The sequence below is a fragment of the Pseudomonas sp. FW305-96 genome, assembly GCF_058783825.1.
On record NZ_JBYSYW010000017.1, the window covers coordinates 45,583 to 60,742 of the forward strand.

12 protein-coding genes and 1 pseudogene are annotated in these 15,160 nt (G+C 63.7%); 3 read left to right on the top strand and 10 right to left on the bottom strand.

Features of this window, described 5'->3' with window-relative positions; all coding sequences use genetic code 11:
* Positions 1–49 precede the first annotated feature (49 nt).
* The 9 genes from pcaC to pcaR form a co-directional block, all read right to left on the bottom strand.
* Positions 50–442 (bottom strand): 4-carboxymuconolactone decarboxylase, encoded by a 393-nt coding sequence (pcaC, locus tag AC3WL2_RS14755; protein WP_070093782.1) that lies wholly within the window; start codon positions 440–442, stop codon positions 50–52.
* Between the two features lie 10 nt (positions 443–452).
* A complete protein-coding gene (gene pcaD / locus AC3WL2_RS14760; protein ID WP_102682773.1) occupies positions 453–1,244 on the bottom strand; it encodes a 3-oxoadipate enol-lactonase in 792 nt (263 codons plus the stop codon).
* A gap of 12 nt (positions 1,245–1,256) precedes the next feature.
* The gene (locus AC3WL2_RS14765; protein ID WP_102682774.1) at positions 1,257–2,609 is read right to left on the bottom strand and encodes a 3-carboxy-cis,cis-muconate cycloisomerase; all 1,353 of its coding nucleotides are present in this window, start codon (positions 2,607–2,609) and stop codon (positions 1,257–1,259) included.
* A 9-nt stretch (positions 2,610–2,618) separates the two neighbouring features.
* The gene (locus AC3WL2_RS14770) at positions 2,619–3,908 is read right to left on the bottom strand and encodes an MFS family transporter (protein WP_102682775.1); all 1,290 of its coding nucleotides are present in this window, start codon (positions 3,906–3,908) and stop codon (positions 2,619–2,621) included.
* Positions 3,909–4,069: 161 nt separating this feature from the next.
* Positions 4,070–5,275, bottom strand: a complete 1,206-nt coding sequence (gene pcaF / locus AC3WL2_RS14775) for a 3-oxoadipyl-CoA thiolase (RefSeq protein ID WP_173862429.1) — start codon at positions 5,273–5,275, stop codon at positions 4,070–4,072.
* Positions 5,272–6,051, bottom strand: a complete 780-nt coding sequence (locus AC3WL2_RS14780; protein WP_102682777.1) for a CoA-transferase subunit beta — start codon at positions 6,049–6,051, stop codon at positions 5,272–5,274. The genes pcaF and AC3WL2_RS14780 overlap by 4 nt, the downstream gene beginning before the upstream one ends.
* Positions 6,048–6,908: a CoA transferase subunit A gene (locus tag AC3WL2_RS14785; RefSeq protein ID WP_102682778.1), complete on the bottom strand. Its 861-nt coding sequence runs from the start codon at positions 6,906–6,908 to the stop codon at positions 6,048–6,050. Before AC3WL2_RS14785 ends, AC3WL2_RS14780 begins: the two co-directional genes overlap by 4 nt.
* Before the next feature lie 181 nt (positions 6,909–7,089).
* Positions 7,090–8,436 (bottom strand): 4-hydroxybenzoate transporter PcaK, encoded by a 1,347-nt coding sequence (pcaK, locus tag AC3WL2_RS14790; protein ID WP_046856926.1) that lies wholly within the window; start codon positions 8,434–8,436, stop codon positions 7,090–7,092.
* A 417-nt stretch (positions 8,437–8,853) separates the two neighbouring features.
* The gene (pcaR, locus tag AC3WL2_RS14795; RefSeq protein WP_102682779.1) at positions 8,854–9,723 is read right to left on the bottom strand and encodes a pca regulon transcriptional regulator PcaR; all 870 of its coding nucleotides are present in this window, start codon (positions 9,721–9,723) and stop codon (positions 8,854–8,856) included.
* Positions 9,724–10,290: 567 nt separating this feature from the next.
* Here pcaR and AC3WL2_RS14800 point away from each other — a divergent pair.
* Together AC3WL2_RS14800 and AC3WL2_RS14805 are read left to right on the top strand one after the other, a co-directional pair.
* Positions 10,291–10,491 (top strand): hypothetical protein, encoded by a 201-nt coding sequence (locus AC3WL2_RS14800; protein ID WP_023629966.1) that lies wholly within the window; start codon positions 10,291–10,293, stop codon positions 10,489–10,491.
* 312 nt (positions 10,492–10,803) lie between these two features.
* A complete protein-coding gene (locus AC3WL2_RS14805) occupies positions 10,804–12,276 on the top strand; it encodes an inorganic phosphate transporter (protein ID WP_023629967.1) in 1,473 nt (490 codons plus the stop codon).
* A gap of 101 nt (positions 12,277–12,377) precedes the next feature.
* Here AC3WL2_RS14805 and AC3WL2_RS14810 read toward each other — a convergent pair whose 3' ends face one another.
* Complete coding sequence (locus AC3WL2_RS14810) at positions 12,378–13,853, bottom strand: helicase HerA-like domain-containing protein (RefSeq protein ID WP_102682780.1); 1,476 nt, start codon at positions 13,851–13,853, stop codon at positions 12,378–12,380.
* A 315-nt stretch (positions 13,854–14,168) separates the two neighbouring features.
* Between AC3WL2_RS14810 and AC3WL2_RS14815 the strand changes: the two are divergent.
* A pseudogene (locus AC3WL2_RS14815) lies at positions 14,169–15,041 on the top strand (cache domain-containing protein); the annotation flags it as partial.
* Between the last annotated feature and the right edge of the window lie 119 nt (positions 15,042–15,160).

Genomic DNA, 15,160 nt, shown 5'->3' on the forward strand with positions numbered 1-15,160 from the left:
CGCGGGGCAAGTCGCATCGGTGCGCCGATGCGACTTCCCCCGCGATGCGTTACTGCCTGGACTCCACCCCCAGTTCATCCCACACCGACTCGGCCAGATGGAACGTGGCATTGGCCGCCGGGATCCCGCAGTAGATCGCGCTCTGCATGATCACTTCCTTGATCTCCTCACGCGTCACGCCGTTGTTGGCGGCCGCGCGCAGGTGAAGTTTGAGCTCGTCGTTGCGGTTCATGCCGATCAGCATGGCGATGGTGATCAGGCTGCGGGTGTGCCGGGGCAGGCCGGGGCGGGTCCAGATATCGCCCCAGGCGTGCCGGGTGATCATCTCCTGGAACTCGCCGTTGAAGTCATTGAGCTTTTCCAGGCTGCGGTCCACGTGGGCATCGCCGAGCACCGCGCGGCGCACCTGCATGCCGGCATCGTAACGTTGTTTCTCATCCATGGCAGATTCCTCAACGGGCCAGCAGGAAATCGAGCACACGGGCGCTGAAGGCCGCGCCGATCTCGACGTTGGACAGGTGCGCCGCCGGGAATTCGGCATAGGTCGCGTTGACGATGCGGCGCTGCATGAAGCGGCCATGCTCAGGCGTGGTCACCACGTCCGCAGAGCCCGCCACCACCAGCGTCGGCACCTGGATGCGCCCCAGCTGTTCGCGGTAATCGGCATCACGTACCGCCGCGCAGTTGGCGGCATAGCCTTCTGGATTGGTGCGCGCGAGCATCTGGCAGATGCGCTGGGCCTCGTCCGGCCGCGCCTGGGCGAAGGCCGGGGTGAACCAACGGGCGATGGAGCCGTCGCGCAGGTCCGCCATGGCCTGCTGGCCACCCTTGAGCACCGCGTCGATGCGGGAGTTCCAGACCTCGTCGTTGGCGATTTTTGCCGCAGTGTTGCACAGGGTCAGGCTGTGCAGGCGCTGGCCGGCGTTGATGCCCAGCCACTGGCCGATCAGGCCGCCCATGGACAGGCCGACGAAGTGTGCATGCTCGATGTCCAGCGCCTCGAGCAGGGCCAGCACGTCGCCCCCCAGCTGCTCGATGCTGTAGGGGCCTTGAGTGACCAGCGAGCCGCCATGGCCACGGGTGTCGTAGCGCAGCACGCGAAAGTGTTCGCTCCAGGTGGGAATCTGCTCATCCCACATGCCCAGGTCGGTGCCCAGGGAGTTGGAGAGCACCAGCACCTGCGCATCGGCCGGGCCATCGAGTTGGTAGTTCAGTACGCCATCGGCCAGTTGCAAATGCGCCACAGCGGTCTCCTTTCAGGCAGTGAAACGTTGATGTTCGGCCACCGCGCGCGCCACCCAGACGCGGGCCTGGCCCAGGTAATGGGTGGGGTCGAGCAGGCGGTCGAGCTCCTCGCCGGACAACTCGGCGTTGACCTGCGGCTCATCACCAAGCACTGCACGCAGATGGCGCCCTTCGGCCACGGCGCGCTGGCAGCACTGCTCCAGCAGTTGATGGGCCCGGTCGCGGCCCAGGCGCTGGGCGAGGACAATACTGACCGCCTCGGCCAGCACCAGGCCCTGAGTGAGGTCGAGGTTGCTGCGCATGCGTTCGGCGTCCACCTCCATGGCCTCGGCGATCCCCTGGGCCTGACGCAGGGCACCGGAGACCAGGCAGCAGATCTCCGGCAGGGTTTCCCACTCGGCATGCCACAGGCCAAGGCTGCGTTCGTGCTCCTGGGGCATCGCGCTGAACAAGGTCGAGAGCAGCCCGGGCACACGGGTGGCGGCGCTGATCAACACCGCCGCCCCGACCGGATTGCGCTTGTGCGGCATGGTCGAGGACCCGCCCTTGCCCGGCGCGGCGGGTTCGAACAACTCGCCCGCCTCGGTCTGCATCAGCAGGCTGACGTCACGGCCGAACTTGCCCAGGCTGCCGGCGACCAGGCCCAGCACCGAGGCAAACTCCACCAGGCGGTCACGCTGGGTGTGCCACGGCTGTTCGGGCAAGGACAACTTCAGTTGCGCGGCCAGGGCCTCGGCCACCGGCAGCGCTTTGCTGCCCAGCGCCGCCAGGCTGCCGGAAGCGCCACCAAACTGCAGCACCAGCAGGCGCGGACGCAGTTCCTTGAGGCGTTGGCGATGGCGAGTGAGGGCGCCGAGCACACCGGCCAGCTTCATGCCCAGCGTCACCGGCGTGGCATGCTGCAACCAGGTCCGCCCCACCAGCGGCGTGTCGGCATGCTGCAATGCCTGATGCGCCAGGGTGTCGGCCAGCTTGCCGAGATCGTTTTCGAGCAACCCCAGCGCATCGCGCAGTTGCAGCACCAGGCCGCTGTCCATCGCATCCTGGCTGGTGGCGCCCAGGTGCACGTAGCGCTCGGCCTCGGGTACGCCACTGGCGACCACCTTGCCCAGGGCCTTGACCAGCGGGATCGCCGAATTACCGGCCACCGCGATGGCGTCGGCCAGCGCCCGGGCATCGTAGCGCTCGGCCTTGCAGGCCGCCTCGATGGCAGTCACCGCCGTGTGCGGCACCAGCCCGGCGGCCGCCTCGGCGCGGGCCAGGGCCGCCTCGAAGTCGAGCATGCCCTGCAACCGGCCCCGGTCGGAGAAAACCTCGCGCATGGCCGGGGCAGTGAAGTAGGCGTCGAACAGTTGGTTGCTCATGCAACGTCCTTAGTGATCGTGGTGCAGGTACGCCGCCTGCTTCGGCAGGCGCAGGCTGAACAGGAAGGCCACCGCCATCATGGCGGTTACGTACCAGTAGAAGGTGTTCTCCATGCCCAAGGTTTTCAAGCCCAGTGCCACGTATTCGGCCGAGCCGCCGAACACCGCGTTGGCCACGGCGTAGGCCAGCCCCACGCCCAATGCGCGAACCTGTGGCGGAAACATCTCGGCCTTCACCAGGCCGCTGATGGAGGTGTAGAAGCTGACGATGCACAAGGCCAGGCTTACCAGCACGAAGGCCATGAACGGGCTGGTCACGGTCTTCAGCGCCATCAGCAAGGGTACGGTGAAGAGCGTCCCCAGGGCGCCGAACAGCAGCATCGAGTTACGCCGGCCGATGCGGTCGGAGAGCATGCCGAACAGCGGCTGCAGGATCATGAACAGGAACAGCGCGCCGGTCATGACGAAACTGGCGCTCTTGGCGTTCATGCCGGCGGTGTTGACCAGGTACTTCTGCATGTAGGTGGTGAAGGTATAGAAGATCAGCGAACCGCCGGCGGTGTAGCCCAGTACGGTGATGAACGCGGCGGCGTGATTGCGAAACAGCCCACTGATGCTACCGGCATCCTTGTCCTGGCGGGTCTCTGCGCTGCTGGTCTCCTTCAGCGAACGGCGCAGCATCAGCGAGATCAACGCGGCAATGGCACCGACCACGAACGGGATGCGCCAGCCATAGGCGCGCAGTTCGTCCTCGGTGAGCAGTTGTTGCAGGATCACCACCACCAGCACCGCCAGCAACTGGCCGCCGATCAGGGTGACGTACTGGAACGAGGCGAAGAAACCGCGCTGGCCACGCAGCGCCACTTCACTCATGTAGGTGGCGGTGGTGCCGTACTCACCGCCCACCGACAGCCCCTGGATCAGCCGCGCCAGGAGCAGCAGCGCTGGCGCCCAGGTGCCGATGCTGGCGTAGGTGGGCAGGCATGCGATGATCAGCGAGCCGCCGCACATCATCAGCACCGAGATCATCAGCGAGTTCTTGCGCCCGTGACGGTCGGCCAGGCGGCCGAAGATCCAGCCACCGATGGGGCGCATCAGGAAGCCCGCGGCGAACACGCCGGCGGTGTTGAGCAACTGCACCGTGGGGTCGTCGGAGGGGAAGAAAGCCGGGGCGAAATAGATGGCGCAGAAGGCGTAGACATAGAAGTCGAACCATTCCACCAGGTTGCCCGACGAGGCGCCGACGATGGCGAAGATACGCTTGCTGCGTTCTTCGCCGGTGTAATAGGTTGAGGTCATGGTGTGTTTGCTCCTGGAGGGTCACAGGTAATTCTAGACATACCTGGTTACACACTCGTTCCGCCTTGCCCGTGCGTCATGGCTACCGGCCTCATCGCGGGGCAAGGCCGCTCCCACGCTGCCTGGCAGGCATGCTCGTGCAAGCGGAGGGTTCCAAAGGATCAGATCCTTTCTATGGCCAACGCCAACCCCTGCCCAACGCCCACGCACATGGTCGCCAGGCCCTTGCGCCCGCCGCTCTTCTCCAACTGATGCAACGCCGTCAGCACCAGACGTGCCCCGCTCATGCCCAGCGGATGCCCCAGGGCAATTGCGCCACCATTGGGGTTCACCTGCGGTGCATCGTCTGCCACACCCAGCTCGCGCAGCACTGCCAGGCCCTGGCTGGCAAAGGCTTCATTGAGTTCGATGACATCGAAGTCGGCCACGGCAATGCCAAGGCGCTCGGTCAGCTTGCGCACCGCGGGCACCGGGCCGATACCCATCACCCGTGGCGCCACACCAGCGCTGGCCATGCCCAGCACCCGGGCACGTGGGGTCAGACCGTGCGTCTTCACCGCCTCGGCCGAAGCCAGAATCAGCGCGGCGGCACCGTCGTTGACACCCGAGGCGTTGCCAGCGGTAACGGTCTTGTCCGGGCCGTTGACCGGCTTGAGCTTGGCCAGCGCCTCCAGCGTGGTCTGCGGGCGCAAATGTTCGTCGTGCTCGACCACCGTCTCACCCTTGCGGTGCTGGATACGCACCGGGACGATTTCCTCGGCGAAAAAGCCGGCGGCCTGCGCGGCGGCAGCCTTCTGCTGGCTGCGCAGGGCGAAGGCATCCTGGTCGGCACGCGATACCTGGTAATCATCGGCGACGTTGTCGGCGGTCTCGGGCATCGAGTCCACACCGAACTGGGCCTTCATCAACGGATTGATGAAACGCCAGCCGATGGTGGTGTCCTCGAGCTTCATGTTGCGCGAGTAGCCGCTCTCGGCCTTGCCCATCACGAACGGTGCGCGGGACATCGACTCGACGCCACCGGCAATCGCCAGCTCCATCTCGCCGCTGGCGATGGCCCGGAAGGCGCTGCCAACGGCGTCCATGCCCGAGGCGCACAGGCGGTTGAGGGTCACGCCTGGGACGCTGTGCGGCAAGCCGGCCAGCAACAGCGCCATGCGCGCCACGTTACGGTTGTCCTCGCCGGCCTGGTTGGCACAGCCGAAGAACACTTCGTCGAGCTGATCCCATTGCACATCCGGGTTGCGCTCGATCAGCGCCTTGAGCGGCACTGCCGCCAGGTCGTCGGCGCGCACGCAGGCCAAGGCCCCGCCGAAACGGCCGATAGGAGTACGCACAGCATCGCAGATAAAGACGTCTCGCATCAGGCTTCTCCTGCCGTCTGGCCATGGGCGGCGGCGGTGCGCGCTTCGAGGTCGCGCAGGGCGGACAGTTCTACCTCGCTCGGAGCCGTGGTTTGCCGCACGTCGTCGGCGAAACGGATCGCCCAGCCAGTGGCAGCGATGATCTGCTCGCGGGTCACGCCTGGGTGGATCGAGGTGACCACGAACTCATGGCTACCCGCCTCCGGCTCCATGATGCACAGGTCGGTGATGATGCCGACCGGACCTTCACCCGGCAGCCCCAGGCGCTGACGTGAATCGCCGCCTTCGCCATGCCCCACCGAGGTGATGAAGTCGAGCTTGTCGACGAAAGCCCGCGGCGACTGCTTGAGGATGATCAGCACCTGCTTGGCGGAACCGGCGATCTCCGGGGCGCCGCCGGCACCTGGCAGCCGGGTCTTCGGCGCGTGGTAGTCACCGACCACGGTGGTGTTGATATTGCCGAAGCGGTCAACCTGGGCAGCGCCGAGGAACCCTACATCGATGCGCCCACCCTGCAGCCAGTAACGGAAGATCTCACCGGTAGGCACCACGGTGTCGGCGGTCTCGGCCAGCTCGCCGTCACCGATGGACAACGGCAGCACGCTGGGCTTGGCACCGATCGGACCGGACTCGTAGATCAACACCACGTCGGGCGACGAGGTCAGGCGCGCCAGGTTGGCGGCCTTGGAAGGCAGGCCGATGCCGACGAAGCAGACGGCGCCATTGCGCAGGCGACGGGCGGCGGCGACGGTCATCATTTCGGAAGTGGAGTAGCTCATTGCGCGGCCTCCGCGGTGCTGGCCAGCCTGGCCTGGAATTCGGTGAAGTCGGCGGTGCCACGGATATAGGTGTCGACCCAGGCGGTGAACGACTCACGGTTGCGGGCAATCGGGTCCCAGGCCTGGTAGAAGCGGTTGTCGCGCTCGTAGTAGCCGTGGGCGTATGAAGGGTGGGCGCCGCCAGGCACCAGGCATACCGCGCTGAGGGCCCATGTGGGCAGCACACAGGCATTCATCGGCGCCTGCAGGTCATCGACGATCTCCTCGACGGTGACGATGCAGCGCTTGGCTGCCAGCGCCGCTTCCTTCTGCACACCGAGGATGCCCCACAGCAACACATTGCCCTTGCGATCGGCCTTCTGCGCATGGATCACGGTGACGTCCGGGCGCACGGACGGTACCGCGGCAAGTACTTCGCCAGTGAATGGGCAAGTGACGGACTTGATCAGCGGGTTGACCTTTGGCAGATCGGAACCGGCGTAGGCGCGCAGCACCGCGAATGGCAGGCCGGAGGCACCGGCGACATAGGCGTTGGCCAGGTCGGCGTGGCTGTGCTCCTCGATCTCGATCGCGTGGGGCCACTGTTTCTCCACCGCGTCGCGCAGGCGATGCAGCGAGCCCACGCCCGGGTTGCCGCCCCAGGAGAAGATCAATTTGCGCGCGCAACCGGCGCCGATCAGCTGGTCGTAGATCAGATCCGGGGTCATGCGCACCAGGGTCAGGTCGCGCTTGCCCTGGCGGATGATCTCGTGGCCGGCCGCGGTCGGGATCAGGTGGGTGAAACCTTCGAGGGCGACACTGTCGCCATCCTGGATGAACTGCTTCACGGCCTCGTGAAGCGAGAGGATTGCTGCCATTGGAGACTCCTGGTCAGGTCGAGTCGGGTCAGTGAGCAGCGGGCCGATGCATCGCTGCGATGGGCCCAGATTAAGGAGACTGAGGGGGTTATCTCAATCCGATAATCGCACTTTTGTGCGATTATCGAACCATTTGTTACCCTGCTATTTATACGATCCTGCAGGAGCGAGCCACCAGACCTCAGGTCGCATCCGCGTGGCTGACCAACCCTTTCACCACGACAGCCACCGCGGCCAATGCCGCAGGCACCAGCAGTGCCGTCAGCACCTGCTCGAAATTCCAGCCCAACCCCAGCAGCGTAGCCCCGCTCCAGGCGCCGAGAATCGCGCCGAAGCGGCCGATCCCGAGCATCCAGGAAACGCCTGTGGCACGGCCTTGGGTCGGATAGAAGCGCGCCGCCAGCGAGGGCATGGCCGATTGCGCGCCGTTCACGCACATGCCGGCAACCAGCACCAGGGTCGCCAGCAAGGTGATGTTGCCCAGGCTCTGTCCAACGGCGTAGGCGAACACACCTGCCAGCAAGTAGAAGATGCCGATCACCTTGTGCGGGTTGAAGCGGTCCATGGCCCAACCCACTGCCACCGCGCTCAGCACCCCGCCAAACTGGAACAATGCGCCGATGAAGGCGGCCTGCTCCATGCTTGCGCCGCTGTCGCGCATCAGTGTCGGCAGCCAGCTGGTCAGCAGGTAGACGATCACCAGGCCCATGAAATAGGTCAGCCACAGCAATACGGTGCCCAGGCCATAGGTACCCGAGAAGATCACCGCAAACACGTTGCGCGCCGCCACCGCCTTCTGTTCCGGCACGCTGAAGCTCGATGCCTGGGCTACCTGTTCAGGATTGATCGGCGCCAGGGTCTTGCGCACCTTGTCGGCGCCGCGGTTGCGCACCACAAGGAACCGCGCCGACTCCGGCAACCAGGCCAAGAGCACCACTGCCAGCAGCAGTGGCAGGACACCGCCGATCACCAGCAGGCTGTGCCAGCCATATGCCGGGATCAGCTTGGCCGAAATGAAACCGCCGCCGGCCATGCCCAGGTTGAAGCCACAGAACATGCTGGTCACCAGCAGCGACTTGAGGCGCTCCGGAGTGTATTCCGACAGCAAGGTGGTGGCGTTGGGCATGCCAGCCCCGAGGCCCAGGCCGGTCAGAAAGCGCAACACCAGCAATTGGTCGACATTGCTCGCGTAGGCCGAGGCCAGGCTGAAGCCACCGAACACCAATACCGCGCCCACCAGCACGCCCTTGCGTCCGAAGCGGTCGGCCAGCGGGCCGGAGCCGAGGGCGCCGAACACCATGCCGATCAGCGCGGCGCTCATCACCGGGCCGAGGCTGGCCCGGTCGATGCCCCATTCCTGAGACAGCGCCGGGGCGATGAAGCCCATGGCGGCGGTGTCCAGGCCGTCGAGGAAGACGATCAGGAAACACAGGATCACCACCCGCCATTGATAACGGGACAGCGGCTGGGCATTGATGAAGGATTGGACGTCGAGGCAGTTGCCGACAGCGGATTGTGGCTTGTTCATTATTGTTATCCGGGAGTTGGGCGCAGGCAGGCTACCGCGCAGGGCGGATGCACTGGAACAGAAAACGGCGGATAGTTCGGCCGTGGCTCAGCCGGAGTGCAGCAGCACCGTGCGCGGGTGCGGCCTAGACAGCGAAGGGACAGTGGTCATGGGGATGCCCTCGGGCCTGTTGTTATTATCCGGTCGGCGCAGCCGACAGGTGCGACAGACATTAATCAGCGGGCGTGGGCGGCGCAATTCGTCGAGAGCGACACTGTGCGTTTATCGAACAGGAAACGGTATGGCGTGTTCAACGTTTCCGCGTATGAGCAACTGTCTTGTGTTGTTCGTAATCGCCTCATCGCTGGCAAGCCCGCTGAGCACGGTCGGTGTGGGAGCCGGCTTGCCGGCAATGGGGCGCAACGCGCCCCGGCGGGCTCAGCCAAATAGCTGATGGCACAAGTCCCTGCTGGCCGCCAGCAGGATCGGCAGGAAACGCTGCTCCAGTTCCCCGCGGCTGACGCGGCCGACATGGGTACTGACATTCAGCGCCGCCAGCACTTGACCCGACGCGTCATAGATCGGCACGGCAATCGAACGCAAGCCTTGCTCCAGTTCCTGATCCACCACGCACCAGCCCTGCTCACGCACCTGCTGGATACACGCGAACAACGAGGCCGGGTCATGCAGGGTACGGCTGGTACGGGCCTTGAGGTCGGCGCGTTCCAGGTATTCGTGCAGGCTGGCATCGTCCAGTGCCGCCAGCAGGATACGGCCCATCGAAGTGCAATAGGCCGGCAATCGCCCACCGACCGAGAGGTCCACCGAGATCAGCCGTTCGACCGTGGCGGAGCGCGCAATATAAAGGATGTCATCGCCTTCCAATGTGGCCATGTTGGCCGCTTCGTGGAGCTGGTCGCTGATGCGATCCAGGTAAGGCTGGGCCGACACCGCCAATGGCGTGGATGACAGGTAGGCATGACCAAGGGTCAACACTTTGGGCAACAGCGAATAGGTACGCCCGTCAGTGGTCGCGTAACCCAGCTTCATCAGGGTATGCAGGCAGCGCCGCACCGCGGCCCGCGGAATCTCCGTTCGATGGCTGATCTGGGCGATGGTCAGGTGGCGCTTGCGCTCCTGGAAGGCTTGGATCACTGCCAGGCCACGGGCCAGGGAGGTCATGAAGTCAGGGTCACCGGTGAATGCCTGGATACGCTTGGCAGCCGACGCCACGATCGGGGGTGCCAGGGTGGGGCTGGTACTGCGTGCGGGCTCGTTGGCTGACTGGCCGCTGGTTTCTTCGCTCATGGACATGCCTCAAAAAAATCGCTACCTCGTGCGATTATCGAACGAACGGCCGATAATCGCAATTGACCGCTGACACTTTTGCTTATACCTTTCCCCTGCCACATGTGGCTTCTTTGGAGAGACTGGTCAGGTACCCACCGTAGAAGTCCCAGGCAACGGCCTCGCCCCTCAGCGAGGCCGTTTTCATTTCTGACAGTAGACGGCGAACTTGCTTGGCACATCGGCTTGAACCTTTTGAATGCCGGCACGACAAAGGGTTAATAGACTGCACAATAAACTTCAGCTCTATTGTCAGTTGCAGGTAAAGAACGATAGCCTTCAACCGGGCGATTGCTATAATTGCCGGTGTTGATTGCAAGCACCGTTTAACGGATCCAATCGACGCACTTTCGTTGCCTTGCGACTGCCAGCCCCTGTCTTTGCAGTGGCTTGCCGTGCGTGCACAGCAGCTTGCCAACTCATGCATTGCCATTTCGGTGCAATGAATTGTTGGGCTTGCCGACATATCCGCATTCTGCGTGTGTGTTTAAAGGCTGACGCCCCACTTCAACCTATTCAGGTATTACTGTGACGAAAGAAGAACTGCGCGCGGAACTCGAGCGCCAGGCTGAACGTTACAAGGATGTTTACGGTGGTGAAGTCACCACGTATGCCGCACAACCCGACCCGGAACGCAAACCCTGGCGTAAGCGTGCCAGCGTTCTCGACCAGGCGTTCGCCCAGGAAATCGAGAAGATCGAAAAGGAGCTGCGCAGCGACGACAATTGAAGCAGCTCAGTGCCAATGCGCCATCACCCAGGAAGGGTGTGCGGCGAAGCATGCCGGCGAAAACCTGTGATATGAAATGGAATCACACAAATTTCATACAGTCGTTTTAATTGCGCAAGCCCAGTAAAAATCACCTCAAATAGCTGATTTTTCTGAATTTTATCGATTTTTAACGGCGTTTTTTTGCGATTACCCGGCACGTGGGTGCTCGTGCCATGCCGGCATTCTCCTGCCATCGGTCAGCGGCAGGTGCATCGATTGCCATGGTTTTCTGGCATAATCCGCCCCCCCTAAGACCGCCAGACAACCTTCATGATCGATTTATTCAGCGGACTGGATGCCTGGGTTATCGTGAGCTTGACGCTCGCTCTGACCTTCGTGCTCGCCTTCGAGTTCATCAATGGCTTTCATGACACCGCCAACGCGGTAGCCACCGTCATCTATACCAAGGCCATGCCACCGCACCTCGCCGTGTTCTTCTCTGGCGTGTTCAACTTCCTCGGCGTTCTGCTCGGTGGTGTCGGGGTGGCCTATGCCATCGTCCACCTGCTGCCGGTCGAACTGCTGATCAATGTGAACACCGGCCACGGCCTGGCCATGGTCTTCTCGTTGCTGGCCGCCGCCATCACCTGGAACCTGGGCACCTGGTACTTCGGCATTCCGGCGTCCAGCTCGCACACCCTGATCGGCTCGATCCTCGGCGTCGGCCTGGCCAACGCCCTGCTCAGCGACATTCCGCTGGGTGACGGCGTCAACTGGCAGAAGGCCATCGATATCGCCATGTCCCTGGTGCTCTCGCCAATGGCCGGCTTTGCTGTCGCAGCCCTGGTGCTGATTGGCCTGAAATGGTGGCGCCCGCTGTCGAAGATGCACAAGACCCCTGACCAGCGCCGCAAGCTCGACGACAAGAAGCACCCGCCGTTCTGGAACCGCCTGGTGCTGGTGATCTCGGCCATGGGCGTGAGCTTCGTGCACGGCTCCAACGATGGCCAGAAAGGCATCGGCCTGATCATGCTGGTACTGATCGGTATCGTCCCGGCCAAGTTCGTCCTCGACCTGAACAGCACCACCTACCAGATCGAGCGTACCCGTGACGCCACCTTGCACCTGAGCCAGTTCTACCAGCGCAACGCCGCCACCCTGGGCGAGTTCCTGGCACTGGGCAAGGCGCAGGCAAGCGACCTGCCGGAGCAGTTCAGCTGCAATCCGCAGCAGACCGAGCCGACCATCGCCGCGCTGCAATCGTCGCTCGCCGGTGTGACCGACTATCGCGCCCTGAGCGCCGAGAAGCGCGTCGAAGTGCGCCGCTACCTGCTGTGCCTGGACGACACGGCGAAGAAGGTCGGCAAGCTGCCAGGCCTGGAGCCTCGCGAAAAGGCTGACCTGGATAAACTGCGCAAGGACCTGACCGCCACCACCGAATACGCCCCGTTCTGGGTGATCGTCGCTGTCGCCCTGGCCTTGGGCCTGGGCACCATGGTCGGCTGGAAACGCGTGGTGCTGACCGTTGGCGAGAAGATCGGCAAGCAGGGCATGACCTATGCCCAGGGCATGTCGGCCCAGATCACCGCGGCCTGCGCCATCGGCATGGCCAACGTGTTCAGCCTGCCGGTGTCCACCACCCACGTGCTGTCGTCTGGTGTCGCCGGTACCATGGTCGCCAACAAGAGCGGCCTGCAGGGCGGCACCGTGAAGACCATCCTGCTGGCCTGGGTACTCACCCTGCCGGCGTCGATGGGCCTGGCGGCCGGCCTGTTCTGGCTGGCCACCAAGGCCATTAGCTGAGTGCTGATGCAGTACTGAAAAAGGCGCCCCTTGCAGGGCGCCTTTTTCGTGGGAGCGGCGGTGCGCCGATGCGATTTGTCCCGAGATAGGCCCATTGAGGTTTAACGTTTCTTCCCACCCAACAGCGACCCCATCAACCCACGCACCAACTGGCGCCCCAGCTGATTGGCCGCCTGGCGCACCGCCGACTTGATCGCCTGCCCCGCCGCGCTCTGCAAGAAATCGCCTGCCTTGTCGGCGAAGCTGTCTTCCTCGGCCTTGGCCTGGGGTACCGGTTCCACAGGCTCACCCTTGCGCTGCGTGAGCATTTCATAGGCCGACTCACGATCGATCGGTTTGTCATAACGCCCTGACAACGCTGACGCCGCGATCAGCGCACTGCGCTCAGCCGCGCTCAAGGGTCCGATCCGCGACTGTGGCGGCGCGATCAACACCCGCTGAACCATGGCTGGCGTGCCCTTCTCCTCCAGGGTGCCAACCAAGGCTTCGCCGATACCGAGCTCAGTGAGCACCGCCAGGCTGTCGAACGCCGGGTTCGGCCGGAAACCATCAGCCACGGCACGCAATGATTTCTGCTCCTTGGCGGTGAAGGCGCGCAGGCCATGCTGGATACGCAACCCCAACTGAGCCAACACCGCATCCGGCAGATCTCCCGGCGACTGGGTGACGAAGTACACCCCCACGCCCTTGGAGCGGATCAGCCGCACCACCTGCTCCAGGCGGTCCTGCAACGCTTTGGGCGTACCATTGAACAGCAGATGCGCCTCATCGAAGAACAGTGCAAGCACGGGCTTGTCGGCATCGCCGCGCTCCGGCAACTGCTCGAACAGTTCAGCCAGCAACCACAACAGGAACGTCGCATAGACCTTGGGTGCGTCATGCACCAGACGGCTGGCATCGAGCAGGTGAATGCGGCCGCGCCCGTCGCCCTCCGGGCGCAGCAGATCTTCGAGCTGCAGCGCCGGTTCGCCGAACAATGCCTCGGCGCCTTGTTGTTCCAGCGTCGCCAACCGGCGCAAGAGCGCCTGCGTGGAAGCGCTGGTCATCAACGCGCTGTCCTCGCCCAGCAATTGCGGGTTGTCCTTGAGGTGCGCGAGCAGGGCCTTGAGGTCCTTCAGGTCGAGCAGCAGCAAGCCCTCCCGGTCGGCCACCTTGAACGCCGCATACAAGGCAGCCTGCTGGCTGTCTGTGAGCTCCAGCAGGTTGCCCAGCAACAGCGGCCCCATTTCACTCATCGTGGTGCGCAGGGGGTGCCCCGTTTGCCCCGCGACATCCCACAGGCTTACCGGGTAGCCCCGGGGCGTGTGATTCAGCCACGGCATGCCGGCGATCCGCTCGGCCACCTTGCCCTGTGGCGCGCCCGCCGCACCGAGGCCACACAGATCGCCCTTCACATCCGCCGCGAATACCGCCACCCCGGCGTCACTGAACAGCTCGGCGAGGTGCTGCAGGGTCACCGTCTTGCCGGTGCCCGTGGCTCCGGCCACCAGGCCATGCCGGTTGGCCAGGCGCATGGCCTGGGATACCGGCTGACCATCCGGCCCCGCCCCTACAACCATTCGTAAGGAATCTGACATCTTCTTTCATCCCCTGCTCAAGTTCTGCCGCGTGACAGCCGATATTTCAAAATGATTCTTACCAGAAAGACAGTAACAACCCGAAAAGGACCCACGGGACTTGTTGCACTGTTTTCCAGCCGTGCTTTGTGCGAACGACCCGATAAAAACCTTAGCGGACACGATCACGTTATGAACAAAAGCCTTCGTTTCAGCCACAAGATTCTTCTGGCGGCATCACTGATCGTGATACTCGCCTTCAGCCTGTTCACCCTGTACAACGACTATCTCCAGCGTAACGCCATTCGCGAAGACCTGGAGAACTACCTGGCCGAGATGGGCGAGTCTACCTCCACCAACATCCGCAACCTGTTCGAAGGGCGCATCAAACTGGTCGACAACGTCGCCCAGAACCTCGCCCAGTTCCCACAGAACACCGGCACCCTGCTGGGCCAGAGCGCGCTCACCTCGAGCTTCCTGACCATCTACCTGGGCCAGCCCGACGGCACCTTCACCGTGCGCCCCGACACCAAGATGCCCGACGGCTACGATCCGCGCGTGCGCCCGTGGTACAAGGACGGCCTGAACGCCAGCGGCCCGATCCTCACCGAGCCCTACATCGACATGGCCACCAACAAGATGGTCATCTCGATCATCAGCACTGCGTCGCGCTCGGTTGGCGTGGTCGGCGGCGACCTGGCCCTCGACGGCCTGGTGGAGATCATCAACTCGCTGAACTTCGGCGGCATGGGCTATGCCTTCCTGGTCAACGACCAGGGCAAGATCCTGGTGCACCCGGACAAGAGCCTGGTGATGAAATCGCTGACAGACCTGTTCCCGCAGAACACCCCTCGCCTGTCCCGCGACCTGACCGAAGTCACCCTCAATGGCGAAACCCGCCTGCTGACCTTCACCCCGGTCAAAGGCCTGCCATCGGCCAACTGGTACATCGGCCTGTCGGTGGACAAGGACAAGGCATTTTCGATGCTCAGCACCTTCCGCACCTCGGCAGTGATTGCCACAGTGGTGGCGGTGGTGATCATCATCGCCCTGCTCGGGCTGTTGATCCGCGTGCTGATGCAGCCACTGCACACCATGACCCGCGCCATGTCGAACATCGCCGAAGGCGAAGGCGACCTGACCCGCCGCCTGGAAATTCACAACCACGACGAATTCGGCATTCTCGGCACCGCTTTCAACCGCTTCGTCGAACGCATCCACGGTTCGATCCGCGAGGTGTCATCGGCCACCGAGCAGGTCAACGAAGTGGCGCTGCGCGTGATCAGCGCCTCGAACTCGTCGATGGCCAACTCCGACGAGCAGTCCAA